Origin of the sequence: Rahnella sp. PD12R (assembly GCF_019200965.1) — a bacterium.
Classification (GTDB): domain Bacteria; phylum Pseudomonadota; class Gammaproteobacteria; order Enterobacterales; family Enterobacteriaceae; genus Rahnella; species Rahnella laticis.
In genome coordinates, this window is record NZ_JAHTMS010000006.1 from 303,269 (window position 1) to 327,871 (window position 24,603).

At 53.6% G+C, this 24,603-nt stretch carries 17 protein-coding genes and 1 riboswitch; of the genes, 7 read left to right on the plus strand and 10 right to left on the minus strand.

Annotation, left to right across the window (positions count from 1 at the left end; genetic code table 11):
* Window positions 1-41: 41 nt before the first annotated feature.
* Window positions 42-2,939 (minus strand): RNA polymerase-associated protein RapA, encoded by a 2,898-nt coding sequence (gene rapA, locus KWG64_RS14285; RefSeq protein ID WP_218522244.1) that lies wholly within the window; start codon window positions 2,937-2,939, stop codon window positions 42-44.
* Window positions 2,940-3,162: 223 nt separating this feature from the next.
* Window positions 3,163-5,568, minus strand: coding sequence for a DNA polymerase II (locus tag KWG64_RS14290; protein ID WP_218522278.1), 2,406 nt, complete (start codon window positions 5,566-5,568; stop codon window positions 3,163-3,165).
* Window positions 5,569-5,811: 243 nt separating this feature from the next.
* Between KWG64_RS14290 and KWG64_RS14295 the strand changes: the two genes are divergently transcribed.
* The 3 genes from KWG64_RS14295 (at window position 5,812) to KWG64_RS14305 (ending at window position 9,053) form a co-directional block, all read left to right on the plus strand.
* A complete protein-coding gene (locus KWG64_RS14295) occupies window positions 5,812-6,579 on the plus strand; it encodes a DedA family protein (RefSeq protein ID WP_195823849.1) in 768 nt (255 codons plus the stop codon).
* Between the two features lie 408 nt (window positions 6,580-6,987).
* The gene (locus KWG64_RS14300; RefSeq protein WP_195823848.1) at window positions 6,988-7,752 is read left to right on the plus strand and encodes an outer membrane protein OmpK; all 765 of its coding nucleotides are present in this window, start codon (window positions 6,988-6,990) and stop codon (window positions 7,750-7,752) included.
* 44 nt (window positions 7,753-7,796) lie between these two features.
* Window positions 7,797-9,053, plus strand: coding sequence for a nucleoside permease (locus tag KWG64_RS14305; RefSeq protein WP_218522245.1), 1,257 nt, complete (start codon window positions 7,797-7,799; stop codon window positions 9,051-9,053).
* Here the strand turns inward: KWG64_RS14305 and thiQ are convergent.
* The 4 genes from thiQ to sgrR all read right to left on the minus strand — a co-directional run bounded on the left by thiQ (window position 9,043) and on the right by sgrR (window position 14,309).
* Complete coding sequence (gene thiQ, locus KWG64_RS14310) at window positions 9,043-9,756, minus strand: thiamine ABC transporter ATP-binding protein ThiQ (RefSeq protein WP_195813709.1); 714 nt, start codon at window positions 9,754-9,756, stop codon at window positions 9,043-9,045. The genes KWG64_RS14305 and thiQ overlap by 11 nt on opposite strands.
* Window positions 9,740-11,350: a thiamine/thiamine pyrophosphate ABC transporter permease ThiP gene (thiP, locus tag KWG64_RS14315; protein ID WP_218522246.1), complete on the minus strand. Its 1,611-nt coding sequence runs from the start codon at window positions 11,348-11,350 to the stop codon at window positions 9,740-9,742. The genes thiQ and thiP overlap by 17 nt, the downstream gene beginning before the upstream one ends.
* Window positions 11,326-12,309, minus strand: a complete 984-nt coding sequence (gene thiB, locus KWG64_RS14320; protein WP_218522247.1) for a thiamine ABC transporter substrate binding subunit — start codon at window positions 12,307-12,309, stop codon at window positions 11,326-11,328. Before thiB ends, thiP begins: the two co-directional genes overlap by 25 nt.
* A gap of 43 nt (window positions 12,310-12,352) precedes the next feature.
* Window positions 12,353-12,607, minus strand: a riboswitch (TPP riboswitch).
* A gap of 40 nt (window positions 12,608-12,647) precedes the next feature.
* Complete coding sequence (sgrR, locus tag KWG64_RS14325; protein WP_218522248.1) at window positions 12,648-14,309, minus strand: HTH-type transcriptional regulator SgrR; 1,662 nt, start codon at window positions 14,307-14,309, stop codon at window positions 12,648-12,650.
* Between the two features lie 101 nt (window positions 14,310-14,410).
* Between sgrR and sgrT the strand changes: the two genes are divergently transcribed.
* Complete coding sequence (gene sgrT / locus KWG64_RS14330; protein ID WP_218522249.1) at window positions 14,411-14,596, plus strand: glucose uptake inhibitor SgrT; 186 nt, start codon at window positions 14,411-14,413, stop codon at window positions 14,594-14,596.
* A gap of 260 nt (window positions 14,597-14,856) precedes the next feature.
* Complete coding sequence (locus KWG64_RS14335) at window positions 14,857-16,020, plus strand: MFS transporter (protein ID WP_218522250.1); 1,164 nt, start codon at window positions 14,857-14,859, stop codon at window positions 16,018-16,020.
* Window positions 16,021-16,080: 60 nt separating this feature from the next.
* On the opposite strand, the gene leuD is transcribed toward KWG64_RS14335, so the two are convergent.
* From leuD to leuA, 4 genes are read right to left on the minus strand one after another with little or no spacing between them, the layout of a single operon-like run.
* Window positions 16,081-16,683: a 3-isopropylmalate dehydratase small subunit gene (gene leuD / locus KWG64_RS14340; protein WP_195813714.1), complete on the minus strand. Its 603-nt coding sequence runs from the start codon at window positions 16,681-16,683 to the stop codon at window positions 16,081-16,083.
* A gap of 10 nt (window positions 16,684-16,693) precedes the next feature.
* On the minus strand, window positions 16,694-18,094 hold the full coding sequence (gene leuC / locus KWG64_RS14345; RefSeq protein WP_101075152.1) for a 3-isopropylmalate dehydratase large subunit: 1,401 nt from the start codon (window positions 18,092-18,094) through the stop codon (window positions 16,694-16,696).
* A 1-nt stretch (window position 18,095) separates the two neighbouring features.
* Entirely contained in the window at window positions 18,096-19,187 is a 1,092-nt protein-coding gene (gene leuB / locus KWG64_RS14350; protein WP_218522251.1) for a 3-isopropylmalate dehydrogenase, read from the minus strand.
* Between the two features lie 2 nt (window positions 19,188-19,189).
* Entirely contained in the window at window positions 19,190-20,779 is a 1,590-nt protein-coding gene (gene leuA, locus KWG64_RS14355) for a 2-isopropylmalate synthase (protein ID WP_218522252.1), read from the minus strand.
* A 748-nt stretch (window positions 20,780-21,527) separates the two neighbouring features.
* Here leuA and leuO point away from each other — a divergent pair.
* Both leuO and KWG64_RS14370 read left to right on the plus strand, forming a co-directional pair.
* Window positions 21,528-22,475, plus strand: coding sequence for a transcriptional regulator LeuO (leuO, locus tag KWG64_RS14365; protein ID WP_195813716.1), 948 nt, complete (start codon window positions 21,528-21,530; stop codon window positions 22,473-22,475).
* A gap of 291 nt (window positions 22,476-22,766) precedes the next feature.
* Window positions 22,767-24,563, plus strand: coding sequence for a long-chain fatty acid--CoA ligase (locus KWG64_RS14370; protein WP_218522253.1), 1,797 nt, complete (start codon window positions 22,767-22,769; stop codon window positions 24,561-24,563).
* Window positions 24,564-24,603: the final 40 nt, after the last annotated feature.

Here is a 24,603-nt window from a genome sequence, read left to right on the forward strand (position 1 = left end):
AATAAAAGAAGGGATGCAGAAGCGGCTGCATCCCGACAGGCTTACTGGTGGCTGACGACCACCAGACGGATCGCATCCAGACGCCAGCTGGCGTCGTTCAGATTGGCCAGCACCTGCTTACGGTTTGAGTCTACCGATTCCAGTTCGTCATCGCGAATGTTCGGGTTCACTTCTTTCAGCGCTTTCAGACGATCCAGCTCTTTCGTCAGTTGCTCGTCCGCTTCAACTTTCGCCGCTTCAATCAGCGCACGCGCCTGCTCAGCAATTTCCGCTTCAGCCTGTTGCAACATGGCGTGAACGTCCTGCTGCACGGCATTCACCAGCTTGCTGGAGTTATGACGGTTGATGGCGTTAAGCTGGCGGTTAAAGCTCTCGAATTCTACCTGCGCGGCAAGGTTAGTGCCTTTGCGATCCATCAGCATGCGCACCGGTGTTGGCGGCAGGAAGCGGGTCAGTTGCAGGTGTTTCGGCGCCTGACATTCGACCACGTAAATCAGCTCTGCCAGCAGCGTACCGACCGGCAGCGCTTTGTTTTTCAGGATCGACACCGCACAGCTGCCGGTATCACCGGACAGGATCAGATCCAGACCGTTGCGTACGATCGGATGTTCCCAACTGATGAACTGTGCATCTTCACGCGACAGCGCCTGTTCACGGTCAAACGTCACCGTACAACCGTCTTCCGGCAGGCCCGGGAAATCCGGCACCAGCATGTGATCGGACGGCGTCAGAACGATCAGGTTATCGCTGCGATCGTCCTGATTGATGCCGACGATATCGAACAGATTCAGTGCGAAATTCACCAGATTGACGTCGTTATCCTGCTCGCCAATTTCTTTCGCCAGTTGCTGCGCACGTTCGCCGCCGTTGGAATGCATCTCCAGCAGACGGTCGCGGCCATTTTCCAGCTTCTCTTTCAGCGCGTCATGTTCTGCGCGGCATTTGAGAATAAAGTCGTCCAGACCTTCCTGCTCAGCCGGTGTGGCGAGGAACGTAATCAGCTGATCGTAAGCGCTGTCATAAATCGTCCGGCCGGTCGGACAGGTATGTTCGAACGCATCCAGACCTTCATGGAACCAGCGGACCAGCACGGACTGCGCGGTTTGCTCAAGGTAAGGCACCATGATGTCGATATTGTTTTGCTGGCCGATACGGTCCAGACGGCCAATACGCTGCTCAAGCAGATCCGGGTTGAACGGCAGATCGAACATCACCATCTTGCTGGCGAACTGGAAGTTACGGCCTTCGGAGCCGATTTCAGAACACAGAAGAACCTGCGCGCCTTCTTCCTGCGAAGCGAAGTACGCGGCGGCGCGGTCACGTTCGATGATCGACAAACCTTCGTGGAACACGGCGGCGCGGATCGCTTCGCGTTCACGCAGAACCTGCTCCAGTTGCAGCGCGGTGGCGGCTTTGGCGCAAATCACCAGCACTTTTTCGTCACGGTTGGCGGTCAGATAACCGAGCAGCCATTCCACGCGCGGATCGAAGTTCCACCAGGTGGCGTTTTCGCCTTCGAATTCCTGATAAATCTGCTCCGGATACAGCATGTCGTGCGCACGGGCTTCGGCGGTTTTCTTCGCGCCCATAATGCCGGAGACTTTAATCGCGGTCTGATATTGCGTCGGCAGCGGCAGTTTCACCGAATGCAGATGGCGCTCCGGGAAACCTTTTACGCCGTTACGGGTGTTACGGAACAGCACGCGGCTGGTGCCGTGGCGATCCATCAGCATGGAAACCAGCTGTTTCGCGGCGGCTTCATCACCTTTATTGGCGGCGGTCAGCAGCGCGCCGGTGTCTGCATTCCCAACGCTTTCGCCCAGCAAGGCCAGCGCTTCCGGCGTCAGTGGCTCTTTATTAAGCAGCAGCGTCACGGCATCCGCGACCGGCTGATATTGCTGTTGTTCTTCAATGAATTCTTCGTAATCGTGGAAACGATCCGGATCCAGCAGGCGCAGACGCGCAAAGTGACTTTCCTGGCCCAGTTGCTCCGGCGTGGCGGTCAGCAGCAGGACGCTCGGGATTTGCTGAGAAAGCTGCTCGATAACCTGATATTCGCGGCTTGGCGCGTCTTCGCTCCACACCAGATGGTGCGCTTCGTCGACGACCAGCATGTCCCAGGACGCATCGGACAACTGCTCGAGGCGGGACTTATTGCGGCGCACGAAATCAAGAGAACAGATAACCAGTTGCTCGGTTTCAAAAGGGTTCGTTGCTTCATGCACGGATTCGGCATAGCGGTCGTCATCAAACAGAGAGAAACGCAGGTTGAAGCGGCGCAGCATCTCAACGAGCCACTGATGTTGCAGGGTTTCAGGCACCACGATCAGCACGCGTTCGGCGCGGCCGGACAGCAATTGCTGATGAATAATCATGCCGGCTTCGATGGTTTTACCCAGACCGACTTCATCGGCCAGTAAAACGCGCGGCGCATGACGCTGGCCGACTTCGTAAGCGATGTGCAACTGGTGCGGGATCAGGCTGGCGCGCATACCGCGCAGACCGCCGAATTCCAGACGGAACTGCTCGCGCTGATATTTACGTGCGCGGAAACGCAGGGCAAAACGATCCATGCGGTCAATCTGACCGGCGAACAGACGATCCTGAGGTTTGCTGAATGTCAGTTTGCTGTCGAGCAGCACTTCACGCATGGCAACGCCGGTTTCTTCTGTATCCAGACGGGTACCGATATAGGTCAGTAAACCTTTGTCTTCAATGACTTCATCGACTTGCAGTTGCCAGCCTTCGTGGCAACTGATGGTATCACCGGGATTGAACATCACACGGGTGATCGGGGAATCATTTCGGGCATACAAACGGTTTTCACCGGTGGCGGGGAAAAGCAGGGTAACCATGCGCACATCCAGCGCAACCACGGTTCCTAATCCTAATTCGCTTTCCGTATCGCTTATCCAGCGTTGACCCAATGTAAACGGCATAATCTCTCTCTGTGTTATTTGCTCTGTGTACGACAACTGCGGCAGCGACTGCGCATTGCTCGCCATGCCTCTGATAATGCTTGGGCAATAGTTTTCTTTTCCCGTCAGCAGGCGGGAAGTGATTCACTGTGTGAGGATGATTCAGAAATGGGAAAGGGCGCTATGGTAATGGAAGGTAAGCGATTCGTCACCTTAGAATCACATCCGCAGCGCCTTCTTTTGCTTAAAATAACCCCATCTGACCTGTAATGAGTGTAGCAAAATCGTCATGAAGGAAAGGCAAAATGCCATCGGCCACCGGTTCCAGCTGGCGTTCGATGTAGTGATCGTAATCGACCGGTGACTGGCAGTTCTCCAGCGGTTCCGGCCCGGAGGTGGTCATCACGTAGCTTATCCACCCGCCGTTCTGGTACTGCTTTGCGCGGCCATGCTGCACATTATACTCATCCGCCAGCCGGGCGGCGCGGACGTGCGGCGGCACATTTTTCTCATAATCACTGAGCTTGCGGCGCAGGCGTTTGCGGTACACCAGCTTGTCGTCCAGCTCGCCGTTGAGCGTGCGCGCCACATAATCGCGGACATAATCCTGATACGGTTTCTGATGGAAAATCCGCTGATACAGCTCCTGCTGAAACTCCTGCGCCAGCGGCGTCCAGTCGGTGCGCACCGTTTCCAGCCCCTTATAAACGATGTGTTCGCCGCCGGCATCTTTCACCAGCCCGGCATAACGCTTTTTACTGCCGGTTTCGGAACCGCGGATTGTCGGCATCAGAAAGCGTTGATAATGCGTTTCGAATTCCAGCTCCAGCGCGCTTTCCAGCCCGTATTCCTGCTGCAAATGCTGTTTCCACCAGGCGTTCACCTGCTCCACCAGACGTCGGCCAATGACATTGGCGTCTTCCTGCGTATGCGCTTTATTGAGCCAGACAAAGGTGGAATCCGTATCGCCGTAAATCACCTGATAACCTTCGGCCTCAATCAGCTCGCGGGTCTGGCGCATGATGTCGTGCCCGCGCAGCGTAATAGAAGAAGCCAGGCGCGGATCGAAGAACCGGCAGCCGCTCGAGCCAAGCACGCCATAAAAGGCGTTCATGATGATTTTCAGCGCCTGCGACAGCGGTTTATTGTTGTGTTTTTTCGCGGCTTCGCGCCCCTGCCAGATCTGGCTGACGATTTCCGGCAGGCAATGTTTTTCCCGTGAAAAACGGGCGTTGCGGTAGCCGGGAACAGAATGTTCATCGTCCGGCTGTTGCAGCCCGGCCACCAGCCCGACCGGGTCGATCAGAAATGTGCGGATAATCGACGGATACAGACTTTTGTAATCGAGCACCAGCACGGAATCGTATAGGCCGGGGCGGGAATCCATCACGAATCCGCCGGGGCTCATTTCACCTTCCAGTTCGCCCAGATTTGGCGCGACATAACCGGCGCGGTGCATGCGCGGTAAATAAAGGTGGGTAAAGGCGGCGACTGAACCGCCGCTGCGGTCGGCGGCCAGCCCGGTTACCGACGCGCGTTCGAGAAGAAACGGCATCAGCTCGGTTTTGGCAAAAATACGCGTGACCAGCTCGCAGTCTTTCAGGTTGTAACGTGCCAGCGCGGGTTTGTTTTCACGAAAACGTTGTTCGATTTCGGCCAGACGCTGATACGGGTTATCGCTGGATTTCCCTTCGCCTAATAAACTTTGCGAGACGAATTCAAGACTGAAGGAATTGAAGTTCCAGAAGGCGGATTTCAGGGCTTCAATGCCGTCGATAATCAGGCGGCCTGCGGCGGCGGCAAAAAAATGCCCCTGTTTGAAGCCGTGCTCGCGCCATTCCAGCTCACCGCCGCCACGCCCGAATTTGAGCGGGATTTTGTAGCGGTCGGCATGCTTTTGTAAAACGCGCAGATCGAACTGTATGACACTCCAGCCGATAATCGCATCCGGATCGTAAGTTTCCAGCCATTCGTTGAGCTTTTGCAGCAGTTGCGGACGGCTGTCGACGTATTCCAGATTGAAATCGAACTGACTGTCCGGGTCACCGTTCGGCGGCCCGAGCATATAAACGTGGCGCTGCCCGCAGCCTTCCAGCCCGATGCAATACAATTCGCCGTTACCGCTGGTTTCGATATCCAGAGAACAGAGTTTCAGCGGCGGGCGGTATTCCTGCGCCGGTTTCATCTTCGTGTCGAGCAGCAGATTGCCCGGCCCCGGTTTGCCACTGAACCACACCGGCGCGGTGATATAACGCTCCATCAGAAAACGTTCAGGCGGGCGGATATCCGCTTCATACACCCTGACGCCATTCTCTTTTAACTGCTTTTCAATGCGCATTAACTGCCGGTGTTGCGGGCAATACAGGCCGAGAACCGGCCGTGAATGGAAATCCTGCAACGGTAATTCGCGCAAACTGACATTTTTTTCATCGGCCAGCAGACGTTCAGCCTGCGCGCGCTGTTCCGCCGGAATAAAGGCCACCGACTCCTGCAACGGCAGACGAACTTTCTGTGGGCCGTCGTCAGTCGCCAGCCACAGTTCCACTTCCGTGCCACGCGGCGTGTCGCGCCAGTGGCGGGTCAGCACGAATCCCTGACGCGGCGAGGTGTCAGTGGTGTGTGCGGCGGAGGGAGTGGATTGTGCGTTAATAAGCGCCTCGCAAGCGGAATGAAAAATCAATGACAGAGTATGGTTATTTATACAGTCTTTGTCCACGACTCTGGATTCTGCCAAATACGCATACAATTACTGGGTTGACGGCAATACTTCAGGCGCTGACAATTCAGCCGCTTGATGTATTTACTACAATCAAAGTTCAGAAAACTGACACTAGTCTCATTATTTATCCGTACTGATGCTCTATGCCTTTTGCGTCACAATTACTGGGAATTTATGGAAGCCTATTTACAACATCTGGTCGCTCAGTCGGTGGGCTTTGCTTTAATTATTGTCGCCGTAGTAGCTTTTTTCGAATCGCTGGCGCTGGTCGGGCTGATTCTGCCCGGCACGGTGATGATGGCGACACTCGGGACGCTGATCGGCAGCGGTCAGGTCGGCTTGTACGAAGCGTGGCTGGCCGCCGGGCTCGGTTGCTTCTTTGGCGACTGGGCGTCTTACTTCATCGGGCGGCGTTTTAAAGAACCGCTGCATCAGTGGAAATTCCTGCAACGCTATCAGTCATTGCTTGATAAAACCGGGCACGCGCTTGATCGCCACAGCTTTGCAACGGTGATTATTGGCCGCTTCATTGGCCCGACGCGTCCGCTGGTGCCGCTGGCTGCCGGTATGCTCAACCTGCCGCCGTATAAATTTGCACCGCCGAATATCATCGGCTGCATCACCTGGCCGCCGGTCTACTTCCTGCCGGGAATTCTGGCCGGCGTCGCGATCGACATTCCGACCGGCCACAACAGCGCGGTCTTCAAATGGATGCTGTTTGCGGCTTTCGTGCTGATCTGGCTGAGCGCCTGGCTTCTCTGGCGCTGGTTCCGTGCCGGAAAAGCCGCGCCGGACGCGATGACAAAATGGTTGCCGCTGCCGCGCCTGCGCGTGGTTTGCGTGCTGAGTCTGGTCGCGACGGCGGTGAGCATCGTGATGCTCAGCAAACAGCCGATGATGCCGGTCTACGGTCATTTGCTGTGGAAAGTGATTACCCGCTGACGGGAACGGCAATATCCTGCAAAAGTCTTGTGCAGGATATTGCCGCATTATTTCGGTTTGCGTGAAAATAATATCGTCTGCTAATTGTTCGTGATAACGTGTCTCCGTAAACCTCTCGCTTTACTGTTTAATATTGACTTTATTTCCTTAATTTGAACTCACTCTCATATCTGGCCGATAGTTTATTTATCCTTTCAGTTTCACTGCTTTGTTAGGTTTTATAATTAATTGTTTTGTATAGATAAAAATCCTTTTTTGGGTATTTATAGGTAAAAGCTATAAATGCACCGCCAAATCAATATTGGTTTAGCCCTTTCCTCATCGTGAATACTCCCAGCGCTCTGACATTTGAATCTTACATGCACTGTGTTCAGGAATGTGCATTTCTGGCTAAGGGAATTAAGCGCGATGAAGAAATTAATTAAATATGCATTACCTCTGACATTAACATTCTTAGCGCCTGGCGCTCAGGCTGAATATTTATGGGGTTTCTTTGATACCGGTTTGCATTATCTGGACTGGACACAAAACACCACGCACCGGACCGGAATGAAATCGCATAAAGATGACTTTTTCTATCTTGAATTGGAAGGCGGTGCGGGATTTACCTGGGGCGAAACTTACGGTTTCTTCGATCTGGAAAATCCGCTGAATAAAGAACATGACCAGCCGGGAGATGAACAGCGCTATACCTTTAAAAGCACCAACCGGTTCTATCTGGGTAATTCAGGTTTTAATCTTTACGGCCATTTATATGGCACCTACGGCGCGCCACTCGGCGTGCATTTCCATGATGTCATGGCGCTATACGGAATAGGCTACAACATTAAGGCGGGTAACTTCTGGTATAAGCCTTTTATCGCCAAACGTTATACCGATCAGACGTATTACACCGGCGATAATGGCTATGTATTTGGCTGGGCCGCCGGTTATGACTTCACCGCGTGGGGCGAGAATTTCAGCCTGACCAACTGGACGGAATATGAGTTTGACCGTGCCGACCAATATGCTGCCGGCAACGGCGGTAAAGAAGGCGTCAACGGTGGCGCAGGCTTCTGGTGGAAGCCCAATCCCAGCCTGACGGTCGGATTACAGTATCGCTATGCGGATAATAAATTGGGTGAAAGTTTCCTCCAGGACGGAATTATCTACTCCATAAAATATAACTTCTGATCTGCTCGTATCGCATTGTTCATGCTCTCCTGAAAGGAAATAAAATGACAATACAAATCCGGCTGAAAATTATGTTCTTCCTTCAGTTCTTTATCTGGGGTTCCTGGCTGGTGACGCTGGGTTCTTATATGATCAACACATTGCATTTTACAGGAGCGCAGGTGGGTTTAGTTTACGGCGCTAAAGGTATTGCCTGTATTATTATGCCCGGCATCGTCGGTATTATTGCGGACCGCTGGGTAAAGGCCAATAAACTGTATGCGCTGTGTCATTTCTTCGGTGCGGTTGCCTTATTTACGGCGGCCGGCATTGCTGATCCCCATCTGATGTTCTTTGCGATGCTATTTAATGCCATGGTGTATATGCCGACCATCGCGTTATCCAATACCATTTCCTATATTTGCCTTGAGAAAGCCGGGCTGGATACGGTGAAAAACTTCCCTCTGGTGCGCGTGTTTGGCACGGTCGGGTTTATTTTTGCAATGTGGGTAATCAGCCTTTCCGGTTTTGAGCTCAGCAATATTCAGCTGTATATCGCGTCGGGCATCTCGGTGGCGCTGGCTCTGTACGCGTTAACGCTGCCGGCTTGCCCGACGTCCGGCGTGAAAAAAGGCAGCTCGTGGGTGAGCTTGCTGGGGCTTGACGCGTTTGTGTTGTTCCGCCAGAAGAAGATGGCCGTTTTCTTCCTGTTCGCCATGCTGCTGGGTGTTTCCCTGCAAATCAGCAACACATTTGCCAGCCCGTTTATGCATGATTTCTACCGCAATCCGCTGTTCCACGACAGCCTGGTGGTGAAGTATCCGTCCATTCTGTTGTCGATGTCCCAGATCGCCGAAGTCTTCTTTATTCTGACCATCCCGTTCTTCCTGTCCCGGTTTGGGATCAAGCGGGTCATGATGATCAGCATGGGGGCCTGGACGCTGCGCTTCGCACTGTTCGCTTTCGGCGATCCGTCGTTTGGCGGGATGATTTTCCTGTTGCTGTCGATGCTGGTGTACGGCTGCGCGTTCGACTTCTTCAATATTTCAGGGGCGATTTTTGTTGAAAAAGAAGTGGCGCATAACATCCGTGCCAGCGCTCAGGGCTTATTTATGACGATGGTGAACGGCGTCGGGGCGTATGTCGGCGCCATAGCCAGCGGGCATGTAGTTGATCACTTTACGGTGGATGGCGTGAAAGACTGGCAAAGTATCTGGCTTTCCTTTGCCGCTTATACCGTGGCTCTGGTGATCGTGTTTGCCTTCACGTTTAAGTACAAACATAACCCGGCAGAATTCGCCAAACCGGTTCTCAGCCACTGATATCCGGCCGCCGGATGCCCAGCACTTTGGCTTCCGGCGCGGTGCCGTCAGCCAGCGCCTGCGTCGGGCCATCGTAGAAAATCCTGCCATCCACAATCAGCAAGGTGCGCGGTGCAATCCGCGCCGCATCGTCCAGATTGTGCGACACCATCAGCAGCGTGAGATTACGCTGCCCGCACACTTTATCCAGCAAACTCAGCATTTCGCTGCGCAGCGCAGGGTCGAGCGCAGAAAACGGTTCGTCGAGCAGCAAAACCGGCTGACTGCGTAACAGGCAACGCGCCAGTGCCACGCGCTGACGCTGCCCGCCTGAAAGTTGCGACGGCAGACGCTCCAGACAGTCTTCCAGCCCGACCTGCCGGGCGATTTCCTCTAATGCCTGCTTTTGCTGTGCACTGAGTTTCAGCCCCGGATGCAGCCCCAGCCCCATGTTCTGGCGTACGGTCAGATGCGAGAACAGATTGTTTTCCTGAAACAGCATCGACACCGGACGTTTCGCCGGGGGCGTTGCGCTGTGATCGGCACCGTTCAGTAAAATTTGCCCGCTGACCGGCGTCAGAAAACCCGCCACCAGGCTGAGCAGGGTACTTTTCCCCGCGCCGCTCGGGCCGAGGATCGCCACACGTTCACCCGCCGCGACGCGCAAATCAAAGCGCATCGGCAAATGCTCGTACAGGTAGGTCAGTTTATTCAGCGTCAGCATGGCGGCCCGGCAATTTCTCAATCAGGGTAAATAACAGGAAGCATAGCAGCAGGAGTAAAAGCGCCGTGACCGCACCGTCCTGGCTGCGATAGGAACCTATCTGCTGATACAGATAAAACGGCAACGTGCGGAAATTCTCATTGCCAAACAGCGCTATTACGCCGAAATCCCCGAACGACAGCACGCACGCGAACGCCAGTGCCTGCGCAATCGGGCGTTTCAGCGCACTGAGTTCGACGCGGCGCAACCGCTGCCAGCCGTGCATATCCAGCGAAAGGCACAGCGGATTGTAGCGTTCGGCCACGTCGCGCATCGGGTTATCCAGCACTTTTAAAGCGTAAGGCACGGCCATCAGTGCGTTGGTTAAAATGACCAGCGGCCACGGCGATTGCGGCAATCCGGTGGTGTCACCGAGCAGCAGGAAAAAGCCCGTGGCCAGCACGATGCCCGGCATCGCGAGGATCAGCATACCGCTGAGATCCATTGCCTGCGCCCAGCCATTTTTCTGGCGTAAACGCAGCTCGCGGCTGCTCCACAGCAACATCATCGTCATCAACACGCACAATAATCCGCTGCCCAGCGCGATACGGACTGACGTCCATAAAGCCTGCCACAGCGCGGGCTGTTGCAGCACGCTGACGGCGGCGCGATTTATACCATCGATAACCACGGCCAGCAGCGGCGGCAGGATCAGCAGTAAAGCCAGACCAATCAGCAGACCGTCGGTAATGCGGCGCAGCGGGGAATCGTCCGGATTGCGCCAGCGCTGAGCCTGCGTTTGCCCGACCGGCAGCGCCTGACTCAGTTTCTGACTGAGCAAGACCAGCGCCAGACAGCAAAACAGCTGGATCAGCGCCAGCGTGGCGGCACGGCCTAAATCGTAGTCGTAACTCAGCGCCTGAAAGATCGCCAGCTCAATGGTGGTCGCCTGCGGGCCGCCGCCAAGGGAAAGGACGGTCGCAAAGCTGGCGAAACAGAGCATAAAAATCAGCGCCGCCGCCGGGAAAATCTGACGACGCAGCGCGGGCCATTCGACAAAGCGAAACTGCTGCCACGCGTTCATCCCCAACTGAGCCGCCAGCTGACGCTGCTCAACTGCGATATTTTCCAGCGCCTGCAATAAAAGACGGGTTGCCAGCGGCAGATTGAAAAATACGTGCGCCAGCAAAATGCCCTGTAAACCGTACGGCGAAAAATGGTAATCCACGCCCAGCCAGCCGCAAATCTGCGACAGCCAGCCCTGTCTTCCGTATACGCTGAGAATGCCGAACACCGCGACTAAAACCGGCAATACCAGCGTCATCGCGCACAATCGTAATAACAACTGACGGCCGGGAAAACGGCGGCGGAAGAGGGCACGTGCCAGCAAAATGGCGGGCAGCACCGAGCAGAGCGCCGAAAGCAGCGCCTGCCAGAAAGTGAAGCGGATAACGTGCCAGAGATACGGATCCTGCCACGCGGACGCACCGCTCATTTGTGGCGCATGACGCCACAGCGAGCCTAATGCCAGCGCGGCGACCAGCAGCATCGCCAGTGACGCCACCGCGCCCGGCCAGAGCCAGCGGGGGATCAACGGCTGACGGCGTTCTGCCATGCCTGAATCCATTCGCTGCGGTGAGAAGCCACATCCTGTGCGCTGTATTGCAGGGATTTTGCCGGTACGGTCAGCTGTTTAAAGGCATCAGGCAGTGGCGTGCTGATCACCGGATACATCCAGTTGCCGGTCGGAATGACTTTCTGGAAATCTTCAGTAGTGATGAATTTCATGAACTGTTCAGCCAGTTTTGGCTGTTTGCTGCTGGCCAGTTGGCCCGCGACTTCCACCTGCATGTAATGACCTTCGGTGAAGTCAGCGGCGGCATAATTGTCTTTCTTCTCTTCGACAATGTGATACGCCGGAGAAGTGGTGTAGCTCAGCACCAGATCGCTTTCGCCTTTGAGGAACAGGCCGTAAGCCTCGCTCCAGCCTTTGGTGACGGTCACGGTTTTCGCCGCCAGTTTTTGCCACGCTTCAGGCGCTTTGTCGCCATAGACTTTTTGCATCCACAGCATCAGGCCGAGACCCGGCGTGCTGGTGCGCGGATCTTCGTAAATCACTTTCCATTTCTGGTCGCTGTTGATCAGCTCATCAAGGCTTTTTGGCGGGTTTTTCAGTTTGTTTTTGTCATACACGAACGCGAAATAACCGTAGTCGTAAGGCACAAACGTCGTGTTATTCCAGCCACCCGGCACCGTCAGTTTAGCATCGGTTTCCGGTGCTTTGGCAAACAGGCCGGTTTGCTCAGCCGCCTGCAACAGGTTGTTATCCAGACCGAGCACCACGTCCGCTTTCGTGTTTTTGCCTTCCATCCGCAGACGGTTCAGCAAAGATACGCCATCTTCCAGCGCGACATATTTCAGTTCGCAGCCGCACTGTGCCTCAAAGGCTTTTTTGATCGCCGGGCCGGGGCCCCAGTCGGCAGAGAAGGAATCGTAGGTATAAACCGTCAGAACGGGTTTTGCAGCAAAGGCAGGTGCAGAAAGTAACAGCAGGCAGGACAATAATTTTTTCAACTTTGCGCTCCAAAAAAGAAAAGGGGCAAAGGATTTTGAGTGAGCATTGCACAGTCTCAAATCCCTCCGCCGGGGTTAACCGGATCAGGTTCGACGGGTATCAGGTCTCAGCCATATTTAAACGTGCTGCGCGTGTGTAGATCGGGCGTCGTGCAGTGCCCGAAATGCTCACGTACTTTGTGTACGCTCCGCTTTCTGTGCGCTGGACTTCACCCGCTGAACACGCGCTCGCGGCGTTTAAAAATCGAGGTCATTCTTTATTACAAAAGAAGTCACTCGGGCACCCCGTTGAGAACGGATGTCATTCTAGAGATTAACGGCGCAATGCGATAGTCCGATTAGCTGTCGGGCGGCGCGAACCAGGCAGATTTGAAGTCGAACCAGCCGAGGGTGTTCATCCGCACGCCGCGCATACTGCGCTGGCCTTGCAAAACCAGCCAGTGATGGAACAGCGGATGAATATGATGGCTGGCGATCTGCTTCTGACTCCAGTCGGCAATCGAGAGCTTTCCGGCGTGCCATAACGCGGCGTCTTCATCCATTGTTTGCGGGAAGCAATACGCCAGCAGCGGCAGTTCGTAGAACGAGGCAAACAGCGAAAACTCCAACGGCAACGTGAAGTTGGCACTGCCCAGCCACAGATCGGTTTTAACGCCGCCGCGATACCACACCGCATAATCGACAATCTGAATCACCAGCTCAATGCCTTCTGCCGCCAGCAGCGGGCGCAGTGCATTGCAGATGGCGTGATGTTCCGAATGTTCGTTATAAAACGTCAGCGTGACCTGCGTGAGACCGTCAGGTTTGGGCGGGCGAGGCAGCAGCGCTTTATGATGCCAGCGCGGCAACAGGCCGTACGCCGGTGACCAGTAACGCTGGTAAACCGGCTCGGCGGCGTTGAGCAGCGCAATCGGATTGAACAAATCGCACAGCCACTGGCGCGTTTGTGCGTTTTGGCCGACCGGCGAACGCTGGTCGAAAAGCAGAAAATAACAACCTTCCTCAAGGCGGCTTTCAAGCTCACTCTTGCCGGATTCGTCAGCCTGAAGCTGGACGCCGGAATGCACCAGTTCCTCGCTGAGTTCAGGTAAAACCCAGATATTGACCTCATCGATCAGCGCCCGGAATCCAAAATATTCGTCAAACGCACGGATCCGCAGCTGCGTTTTCTGATTTCGTACCACGGCATACGGCCCGGTTCCCACCGGATGGCGGGCAAAATCGGGCAATGACTCCCATTCCTGCGGCAGGATTGTTGCGTGGATATTCCCGAACAGCCACGGTAGCCAGTGGTCGGGCGCGTTCAGATGGATGTCGATGACGTTTGGCGTCGGCGAGATCACTGAGACGATATTGCCGAATAAGCGGTGTGATTTGAGACGCGCGAAGGTGGTAATAATATCGGCCATTTCCAGCTCACGACCATGATGAAAATGAATGGCCGGACGCAGATAAAACCGCCAGTGCAGCGGAGATATTTCTTGCCAGTGATGGGCCAGATCGCCTTCTACTTCCCCTTTTTCCTCATTTATGCGCGTCAGTCCGCTGAAAATCTGTCGCGCGATGTGCGTTTCCGAGCGGCGTAACATAGTACCAGGCAGCAGGTTAAACAGCGGGCGATAGTACAGCACGCGCAGAATATGTTTACCCTGACGGAAGCTGCGCCCCAGCTGGGATAACAGCATCTGGCGCACCATGCTTTTATCGCCAACCAGCTGTACCAGCTGATCGATCCGGTCCTGTTCAAGCAGTTCTTCGGCGCGTTGTTGCTGGAGCGCCAGGCCGGTGTACAAAAAAGTCAGCTTTGACCGCTTACCGCGACCGGCTTCGGCATCCCAGCTGAGCCAGCCCTGATCCTGCATGGTGCTGAGCAGAGACCGCATATGCCGCCGCGAGCAGTTCAGGATTTCCGATAACGCCAGCAAAGTGGTTTCGGTTTCTTCACCGTGGCAGCTTTGCCACAATCTGATGAACTGCTGTTGCAAACGGGACGAGGTCATAAAAGAGGAACTCCGGAGGAAATCTCATCAATTTATCTTTCCTCATATTACCCCGATACTGAACTCCAACGAAAGCCAGTCATGAAGGTCAGGAGGTCATCATGAAAAACGCTCTAACTGCCCGTTTCTACCAGCGCTACTTTGCTGCCATCAGCAGAAATGCGGCCAGAAATCATGCTGACTGGCTGTCATGGGTTCCGGTGGAATACCGTTTAGACATTCTCTCCCGCCTGACGCAGTGGGACATCGCCTCGCAGGATGATGAACAATACCGCCGTCATTTATAACCCGCAGTTGCGGCCAGATTCGATTTTCTGAGTAATGGTGTAATGTCACCAGCCAGTGGGGTAACTCACTGGTTTTTTTCTATTGATTATCCCCTTCACACTTCGAGCCGCAGATGCGTTGGCCGCTCTTGCTCACCCGAATCACTGACTCATGTCAGCTCATCGGGATTCGCGCGATTGCCGCCTTCCTGCAACTCGAATTGTTTTGGGTATACACTGTATGTTTCGTTGTAAGACTTTCATTTCTCAGGGATGGCGTTATGTCTAAACCTCGTATTAATGCAATTTATGTCACCTTTCTGGTGGTGTCCTTGCTGTGTGGTGTCGCGGGCGCGTTGCAGGCGCCGACGCTTAGCCTGTTTCTGACCAATGAAGTGAAAGTCCGGCCGATGTGGGTCGGTTTCTTTTATACCGTCAACGCGATTGCCGGGATTGCGATCAGCTTTCTGCTGGCGAATCGTTCGGATAACAAAGGCGACCGCCGCAAGTTGCTGATGTTTTGCTGCCTGATGGCCATCGGCAACACTCTGGTGTTTGCTTTCAGCCGTGATTATCTGGTGCTGATTACCGTCGGGGTTTTGCTGGCAGCCATCGGGAATGCGGCGATGCCGCAGCTGTTTGCGCTGGCGCGCGAACACGCCGATCGTTCATCCAGCGAAGTCGTCATGTTCAGCTCAATGATGCGTGCGATGCTCTCGCTGGCGTGGGTGCTGGGGCCGCCGCTGTCATTTATGCTGGCGCTGAATTACGGTTTCACGCCGATGTATCTGAGTGCGGCCGCGGTGTTTATCGGCAGCATACTGATGATTGCGTTTTTCCTGCCGTCCGTGCCACGCCTCGAACAGCCGGTGGATGAAAAAGTCGTGCCGGTCAGCGCGTGGCGGAACAAAGATGTCCGTCTGCTGTTTTTCGCATCATTGCTGATGTGGACGTGCAATATCATGTACATCATTGATATGCCGCTGTATATCACCAGCGAGTTAGGTTTGCCGGAAGGGCTGGCGGGCTTGCTGATGGGAACGGCGGCAGGGCTGGAAATCCCGGCGATGCTGGTGGCCGGCTATCTGGTCAAACGTTTTGGTAAACGCAAACTGATGCTTTACGCGGTGGCGAGCGGGGTGATTTTCTATGCCGGTCTGGTGGCGTTCCCGTTCAAAGCCGCGCTGATGATCCTGCAACTGTTTAACGCGATTTTCATTGGTATCGTGGCGGGTATCGGGATGCTGTATTTTCAGGATCTGATGCCGGGGCGCGCCGGTTCGGCGACCACGTTATTCACCAACAGTATCTCGACCGGCGTGATTTGCGCAGGTTTGCTTCAGGGCGTGATCGTGGAGAACTTTGGCCATTATCCGGTGTATTGGGCGGCGACCGTTTTGGCGGTTCTGGCGCTCGGCCTGATGTGTAAAGTCAAAGACGTCTGACCGCACTGAAAAGAAAAACCCGCGAAGTTCGCGGGTTTTTTTACGCCTGAAACATGGTCATCAGTGCATAAATGCAGGCTGATTTTTCTCGTAGCCGGAGATGTTCTCTTCGTGCTGCAAGGTCAGGCCGATGCTGTCCAGACCGTTAATCATGCAGTGACGGCGGAAGCTGTCGATGACAAACGGATAGCTTTTGTCCCCGGCTTTCACGGTTTGCGCTTCCAGATCCACTTCGAACTGAATGCCTTCGTTGTCTTTCACCAGCTGGAAAAGCTCGTCAACTTCCGCTTCGCTCAGCGTGATGGGCAGCAACTGGTTATTGAACGAGTTACCGTAGAAGATATCGGCAAAGCTCGGTGCGATGACCGCGTGGAAACCGTAGTCGGTCAGTGCCCACGGCGCATGTTCACGGGACGAGCCGCAACCGAAGTTTTCGCGTGCCAGAAGAATGCTCGCGCCTTTGTAGCGCGGTTTGTTCAGCACGAAATCCGGGTTAGGCACCTGACCGGCGTCGTCCAGAAAACGCCAGTCATTGAACAGATGCTGGCCGAAACCGGTGCGGGTCACTTTCTGCAAAAACTGTTTCGGGATAATCGCATCGGTATCGACGTTTGCTGCATCCAGCGGAACCACCAGACCGATGTGTTGGGTAAATTTAGCCATGGTGTTTTCCTCAGTTCAGTTCACGGATATCAGCGAAGTGGCCGGTGACCGCTGCTGCGGCAGCCATTGCCGGGCTGACCAGATGCGTGCGTCCGCCACGGCCCTGACGGCCTTCGAAGTTACGGTTGCTGGTAGACGCGCAGCGTTCGCCCGGTTCCAGACGGTCGTTGTTCATCGCCAGACACATGGAGCAGCCCGGCAAACGCCATTCAAAACCGGCTTCGATGAAGATCTTATCCAGACCTTCTTCTTCCGCCTGCGCTTTGACCGGACCGGAGCCTGGCACCACAATCGCCTGCACGCCGGTCGCTACTTTGCGGCCTTTGGCAATAGCTGCGGCGGCGCGTAAATCTTCGATACGTGAGTTGGTGCAGGAACCGATAAAGACTTTGTCGATGGCGACGTCGGTCAGTTTAATGCCCGGCTGCAAATCCATATACGCCAGCGCTTTTTCAGCGGAAGCGCGTTCTACCGGATCGGCAAATGAAGCAGGATTTGGGATCACCTGATTAACGGCCATCACCTGGCCCGGGTTGGTGCCCCAGGTCACCTGTGGGGCAATTTCAGAGGCGTCCAGCGTCACGATGGTGTCGAACTTCGCGCCGTCTTCGGTTTTCAGGGTTTTCCAGTATTCTACCGCGGCGTCCCAGTTCTGCTCTTTCGGCGCAAACTGGCGGCCTTTCAGATAAGCAAACGTGGTTTCATCCGGCGCAACCAGACCGGCTTTTGCACCCATTTCAATCGCCATATTGCACAGGGTCATACGACCTTCCATGCTCAGCGCTTCAATCGCTTTACCGCAGAATTCCACCACGTGGCCGGTACCACCCGCACTGCCGGTTTTACCGATAATTGCCAGCACAATGTCTTTCGCCGTGATGCCCGCAGGGGCTTCGCCGGTGACTTCAATCTTCATGGTTTTCGCGCGGCCCTGTTTCAGGGTTTGCGTCGCCAGAACGTGCTCAACTTCAGAGGTGCCGATACCGAAAGCCAGTGAGCCGAACGCGCCGTGCGTGGCGGTATGGGAGTCGCCGCACACGATGGTCATGCCCGGCAATGTCATACCCTGCTCAGGGCCGATGACGTGAACGATGCCCTGGAACGGGTGGTTCAGGTCATACAACTGCACGCCAAATTCCGCACAGTTTTTGATTAATTCCTGCATCTGAATGCGCGCCATTTCGCCGCTCGCATTGATGTCTTTGGTTTGCGTGGATACGTTGTGATCCATGGTCGCAAAGGTTTTTCCCGGCTGGCGCACAGGACGACCCATCGCGCGCAGGCCGTCGAATGCCTGCGGAGAGGTCACTTCGTGAACCAGATGGCGGTCTATATATAACAATGGCGTTTCGTTTTGCGCTTCGTAAACCACGTGAGCATCAAACAATTTTTGGTACAGAGTCTTGGCCATGTTATGCCCCTTCTTTCACAAAGCGGGCAATAATGTCGCCCATTTCACTGGTGCCCAACGCCTGCTGGCCGTTCGCCAGATCGCCGGTGCGGTGACCTGCTTCCAGCGCTTTATTCACGGCCTGTTCGATTGCATTTGCCGCGTCATCCGCGCCCAGGCTGTAACGCAGTAACAGGGCCGCAGACAGGATTTGTGCAATCGGGTTAGCGATGTTTTTACCGGCGATATCCGGTGCAGAACCGCCTGCCGGTTCGAACAGACCAAACGCCTGCTCATTCATGCTGGCAGAAGGCAACATGCCCATAGAACCGGTGATCATCGCGCATTCGTCAGACAGGATGTCGCCGAACAAGTTGGAACACAGCAGCACGTCAAACTGGGAAGGATCTTTAATCAGCTGCATCGTCGCGTTGTCGATGTACATGTGGCTCAGGCTGACATCCGGGTAATCTTTCGCGATTTCGTTAACCACTTCGCGCCACATAATCGAGGTCTGCAACACGTTGGCTTTATCGATGGAGGTCACTTTGCTGCGGCGTTTACGCGCAGATTCAAACGCGATACGTGCAATACGTTCGATTTCAAAGCGGTAATAGACTTCGGTATCAAACGCTTTTTCGTGCTGACCCTGACCTTCGCGGCCTTTCGGCTGACCGAAGTAGATACCGCCAGTCAGTTCGCGTACGCACAGAATGTCGAAGCCTCTTGCGGCAATGTCGGCACGCAGCGGGCAAAACTCTTCCAGACCCTGATAAAGACGGGCAGGGCGCAGGTTACTGAATAATTTGAAGTGTTTACGCAGCGGTAATAATGCGCCGCGCTCCGGCTGATCGTTAGGTGGCAAATGTTCCCATTTCGGGCCGCCGACGGAGCCAAACAGAATGGCATCAGCTTGTTCGCAACCCGCAACGGTAGCTTCCGGCAACGGGCTGCCGTGTTTATCGATGGCTGCGCCACCGACGTCATATTCGCTGGTCGTAATTTTCAGGCCAAAACGCTGACGCACTGCGTCCAGAACTTTATAGGCCTGGGCCATAACTTCAGGGCCAATTCCGTCTCCGGGTAAGACGGCAATATGATGGGTCTTGCTCATGTTCACACCGTTTCCTGATTATTTTGAATGTTGTTGTATTGCTGACTTTCCTGCTGCAAGCGTTGTTTTTCAATCTCAACTTGTTTGCTGCGCCAGATGTTGTTCAGTACGTGCACCATCGCTTGTGCGGAGGATTCAACGATGTCTGTCGCCAGACCCACGCCGTGGAAGCGGCGGCCATTAAAGGAGACGACAACGTCGACCTGGCCCAGTGCGTCGCGGCCCTGGCCTTTTGCACTCAGCTGGTATTTGACCAGCTCAATCTGGTAGCCGGTGATGCGGTTGATGGCCTGATAGACAGCATCAACCGGGCCGTTGCCGGTGGCGGCTTCGGTCATGATTTCTTCGCCACAGACCAGATTCACAGACGCCGTTGCGGTGATTTTGGAGCCTGACTGTACGCTGAAGTTATCCAGACGGTAGAATTCCGGCTCTTCCTGCTGCTTATTAATGAAGACCAGTGCTTCTAAATCGTAGTCGAAAACCTGACCTTTTTTGTCGGCCAGCTTCAGGAATGCGGTATACAGATGATCCATGTTGTAATCGGATTCTTTATAGCCCATTTCTTCCATACGATGCTTCACGGCCGCGCGGCCGGAGCGGGAAGTCAGGTTCAGCTGAATCTGGTTCAGACCGATAGATTCCGGGGTCATGATTTCGTAGTTTTCGCGGTTTTTCAGCACGCCGTCCTGGTGAATACCGGAGGAGTGTGCGAACGCGTTAGACCCGACAATCGCTTTGTTGCCCGGGATTGGCATGTTGGTGATCTGGCTGACAATCTGGCTGGTGCGGTAGATTTCTTTGTGATTGATGTTGGTGTGAACATTCATGTATTCCGAACGGGTGCGGATTGCCATGATCACTTCTTCCAGCGCGGTATTCCCGGCGCGTTCGCCGATACCGTTCAGCGTGCCTTCTACCTGACGCGCACCGGCCTGAATGGCGGCGATGGAGTTACCGACCGCCATGCCCAAATCATCGTGGCAGTGTACGGAGATAATCGCTTTATCGATGTTAGGTACGCGTTCGTACAGGTTAGTAATGATGCCGCCGAACTGAACTGGCGTGGTGTAACCGACGGTGTCGGGGATATTAATGGTGGTCGCACCGGCTTTGATGGCGGCTTCCACGACGCGGCACAGATTGTCCAGCGGCGTACGGCCTGCATCTTCGCATGAGAATTCAACGTCATCGGTATAATTACGGGCGCGTTTCACCGAGTGAACCGCCATATCCAACACCTGATCAAACGAACGCTTCAGTTTGGATTCAATGTGCAGGGTAGAGGTTGCCAAAAAGACGTGGATACGGAACGCTTCAGCTACGCGCAACGCTTCGGCTGCGGCATCGATGTCACCGTCTACGCAACGGGCCAGACCGCAAACGCGGCTGTTTTTAATCTGGCGCGCGATGGTTTGTACAGACTCGAAATCGCCGGGAGAAGAGACCGGGAAGCCGACTTCCATGACATCCACGCCCATTCTTTCCAGCGCCATTGCAATTTGAATCTTCTCTTTAACACTCAGGCTGGCTTGTAACGCCTGTTCACCATCACGCAGCGTGGTATCGAAAATAATGACTTGCTCGCTCATGGGTTATTCCTTGTCTGTTTTATTTTCGCGCCCTGCGGGGAGATAAAAAAAAACCCGCGCATCGGCGCGGGTTTATTGTCTGTGGAAGTTGAAATCAGTTCTGATTTTCGCCCACAGGCTTACCGCGCAAATTTTCTGCGTTGAGTAGTAGGCCTAGGAGACGGGTAATCATGAACATGTTTTCAGCTTCTCATAATCGGGTGGTCAGAACGGATATCGTTCAAACAGTGCCTAAAGTGATACGGGAATGTCCTTTGTATGTCAACCTTCACTGTGTGGAAATCGCTAAAAACCTTGCAAATGATATTTTATCTCATTTAGCATAAAAAACTGGTTGCAGGAGTCTGTCCGGCGCAAAGCTTTTTGCGGGTTTTTCCCTCACTCTGCGTATATAAAAAGGTCAAAAAGAGACACCATTTTTAAACAACGAGCTAAATTACCTTTCTAATACAGGTGATTAGGGATGATGTAGTTCTGCTTAACTTATTATTCATTTTTCGCATGTTGTTTACCCAACTATTTTATTGTCTTATATCATCAGTTTTTAAGGGGGAAGTGAGATTCATATTTCCCTTTATGATTATTAGGAAATGCGTTTCTATATCCTTTCCTAATTAACATGATGAAATTCCACGGAATTACCGGTCATTGTTTCTGCAGGTCTGATATTCCTCCGTGTCCTGTTTTTATAAAGAAAGTTATTAACGTCATTACTCCTTTTATTGGAGTAATTTTGATGGAGAACTTCATGTCAGATATCACTACAGAAATTAAAACTAAGCAGCCGGAAGCCGAAACACATCTTCGTAATGTGGACTTGAATTTACTGACGGTATTCGATGCTGTAATGCAATTACAGAATATTACCCGCGCTGCCAATATGCTGGGAATGTCCCAGCCCGCAGTCAGTAATGCCGTAGCCCGGCTGAAAGTGATGTTCAATGATGATTTATTTGTGCGTTATGGCCGCGGTATTCAGCCCACCATGCGCGCCCGTCAGCTCTTCGGACCTGTCCGTCAGGCTTTGCAGCTGGTCATGAATGAGTTGCCGGGTGCAGGTTTTGATCCCAATATCAGCATGCGCCAGTTTAATGTGGCAATTTGCAGCCCGCTGGATAAGCGCCTGACGTCTCAGGTTTTAAATGCCATTGATACATTATCAACCGGTGTCAGCATTAAATTGCAGACCATCGTCAATGATAATATCGAGCACCAGCTGCGTTATCAGAATATTGAATTTATGATCAGCTATCGTAAATTTGAACGTGCCGATTTTTGTAATCAGGCATTATTTAATGACGAACTCGTTTTGGTCGCCGCGAAAAATCATCCGCGTATTAGTCCGCATATGTCAGATGAAAAATATCTGAAAGAAAAACACGCCGTGATGGTTCTGGATCGTTTCTATTCATTCAGTTCGGCTTATTACGACGATCCTGAGTTGCAATCTCTGATTGCTTATCAGGGAACCGATCTTTTCAGCGTAATGGAAATTGTATCGAAGACCGATATGGTCGCCCTGGTTCCACGCTGGCTGGCACAATCAAATGCCGGAATGCTCAATTTATCCGTGATCCCTTTGCCGTGGATGAAAAATCATCTGACCTGCTACCTTTCCTGGCATGAATCTTCCAGCAAAGATAAAGGGAATATGTGGATGAAATCTTTATTAAGCCAATGCGTTCTGTCCTTGTAGTAAGCCAACGAATCACACTTTTACTGAGGCTCAGGCTGAAGTAAAAGTGGCTGTTTATGAAGTTCTTTGGAGTTTTTTATCCTGCCTGTTTTTTTCACCTCGTTAAAAGCTGGCAGGTTTTTTTTTGCAATAAAAAACGTCCGTTCCCCTTTCCAAAACCGCGTTGCGCACCCACAATTTAATTTCACCGTGCACGGTTTGCCGGTAGACTGCGTTAAATTTTTGTAATGACGCTATGCAGTCAGATCCTCCTCCTTTCCTGATTACGCTGGATGCCGGTACAAACACTCAATGAATCCAACCTTAAAAAACTATCATCTGATTACCCGTTTTCGCCAGCAAGTCAGTGCCCGTGCTGAGCAAGTTGCTTTCCGTGAATGGTCCCCTGCGGCAGAAACCTCCCTGACCTGGCGTGAGCTTGGCGAAAAAGTGGATGCCCTGTCCGACGTGTTATTGCAGGAACAGGTGAGTGTTCAGGAACGCATCGCGATTTGTGGAAATAACTCCATGGCATGGGCCATTGCAGATCTGGCGATCCTCCAGTTACGTGCCGTGACCGTGCCCATTTATGCCACGAATACGCCTTCCCAGTCGGCGTATGTGCTCAATGATGCCGATATCCGCATTCTGTTTGTTGTGGGCCAGAAACAGTATGACGCGGCGGTTGCTCTACGCGATTTGTGTCCGCAGCTGAAACATATTCTGGTGCTGGACAGCAGCGTTGACCTGCGCGGTATCGCGATGGCGCGGCACGTTTCCCAATTCGTTCCGCAGGACCGACTGCTGGCAGCCGAACGTGAAGTCCGTGTCAATGCCAGTAATCTGGATGATTTGTTCACGCTGATTTACACCTCCGGCACAACCGGCGAGGCGAAAGGCGTCATGCTCGATTACACCAGCATGGCGACGCAACTCCGGCAACATGAAGAACGCCTGAGCATTTCGGACAGCGATGTTTCACTGTGTTTTCTGCCGCTGGCGCACGTTTTTGAACGGGCCTGGAGTTTTTTTGTGCTCCACTCCGGCGCGCAAAATGTTTTCCTGCGGGAAACCGATCTGGTTCGCGATGCGTTGCAGGCAGTTAAACCAACGGTCATGTGCGCCGTTCCGCGCTTCTATGAAAAAGTCTTCAGTGCGATCCACGATAAAGTTGCGCGTTCTGGCTCGCTGAAAAAACGGCTTTTCCACTGGGCGGTGGCGCAGGGCAAAGAAAAGTATCTGACGGAACGTCGCGGCGAACGTTATTCGTTCTGGCTTTCTCCGGCTCATTTTCTGGCGGACAAACTGGTGCTGAAAAAACTACGTGGCCTGCTCGGCGGTAATCTGCGTTTTCTGCCTGCGGCCGGTGCGAGCCTGGATGACAATGTCATTTTGTTTTTCGAATCTCTCGGGCTGCACATTAAATACGGTTATGGTCTGACGGAAACCTGCGCCACGGTGACCTGCTGGGAAGAAAAAGATTTTCGATTTGGCTCAGTAGGAACGGCGTTACCTGAGATAGAAGTGCGCATCGGGGATGAAAATGAAATCCAGGTGCGTGGCCCGACGTTGCTGCGAGGTTACTTTAATAAGCCGGAAGAAACTGCCGCCAGTTTTACCGCTGATGGCTGGTTCAAAACCGGCGATGCCGGGAAAATGGACGAGCAGGGCAACGTATTCATCACTGAACGCCTCAAAGATCTGATGAAAACGTCGGGCGGGAAATACATCGCGCCGCAACGGATCGAAGGCACGCTGGTGCAGGATCGTTACATTGAACAGGCGGCGGTAATTGCCGATGAGCGGCATTTTGTTTCCGCGCTGATCGTGCCCGATTTTGATGTGCTGAACATGTATGCGCAGGCGCATCACATTGATTATTTCAACCGCGCCGGGCTGGTGAAAAACGAACAGATCCTGTCGCTCTTTGCGCATCAGTTGCGTGAGATCCAGCACGATCTGGCCGGTTTTGAGCAGGTGAAAAAGTTCGTGCTGCTGACCAAACCGTTCACGATGGAAGCCGGTGAACTGACACCAACGCTCAAACTGCGACGGAAGATCATTTTCAGCCGCTATCAGCAGGAAATCGATCAGCTTTATCGCGAGTAACGGCGAACCTGCCGTTTGCTGCTTTTCTGCTAAAAATACC

Bases quoted from the DNA above. Each gene is read 5' to 3' on its own strand.
- rapA (WP_218522244.1), bottom strand. From the start codon at position 2,939: ATGCCGTTTACATTGGGTCAACGCTGGATAAGCGATACGGAAAGCGAA.
- KWG64_RS14295 (WP_195823849.1), top strand. From the start codon at position 5,812: ATGGAAGCCTATTTACAACATCTGGTCGCTCAGTCGGTGGGCTTTGCT.
- KWG64_RS14300 (WP_195823848.1), top strand. From the start codon at position 6,988: ATGAAGAAATTAATTAAATATGCATTACCTCTGACATTAACATTCTTA.
- KWG64_RS14305 (WP_218522245.1), top strand. From the start codon at position 7,797: ATGACAATACAAATCCGGCTGAAAATTATGTTCTTCCTTCAGTTCTTT.
- thiQ (WP_195813709.1), bottom strand. From the start codon at position 9,756: ATGCTGACGCTGAATAAACTGACCTACCTGTACGAGCATTTGCCGATG.
- thiP (WP_218522246.1), bottom strand. From the start codon at position 11,350: ATGGCAGAACGCCGTCAGCCGTTGATCCCCCGCTGGCTCTGGCCGGGC.
- sgrR (WP_218522248.1), bottom strand. From the start codon at position 14,309: ATGACCTCGTCCCGTTTGCAACAGCAGTTCATCAGATTGTGGCAAAGC.
- sgrT (WP_218522249.1), top strand. From the start codon at position 14,411: ATGAAAAACGCTCTAACTGCCCGTTTCTACCAGCGCTACTTTGCTGCC.
- KWG64_RS14335 (WP_218522250.1), top strand. From the start codon at position 14,857: ATGTCTAAACCTCGTATTAATGCAATTTATGTCACCTTTCTGGTGGTG.
- leuD (WP_195813714.1), bottom strand. From the start codon at position 16,683: ATGGCTAAATTTACCCAACACATCGGTCTGGTGGTTCCGCTGGATGCA.
- leuC (WP_101075152.1), bottom strand. From the start codon at position 18,094: ATGGCCAAGACTCTGTACCAAAAATTGTTTGATGCTCACGTGGTTTAC.
- leuB (WP_218522251.1), bottom strand. From the start codon at position 19,187: ATGAGCAAGACCCATCATATTGCCGTCTTACCCGGAGACGGAATTGGC.
- leuA (WP_218522252.1), bottom strand. From the start codon at position 20,779: ATGAGCGAGCAAGTCATTATTTTCGATACCACGCTGCGTGATGGTGAA.
- leuO (WP_195813716.1), top strand. From the start codon at position 21,528: ATGTCAGATATCACTACAGAAATTAAAACTAAGCAGCCGGAAGCCGAA.
- KWG64_RS14370 (WP_218522253.1), top strand. From the start codon at position 22,767: ATGAATCCAACCTTAAAAAACTATCATCTGATTACCCGTTTTCGCCAG.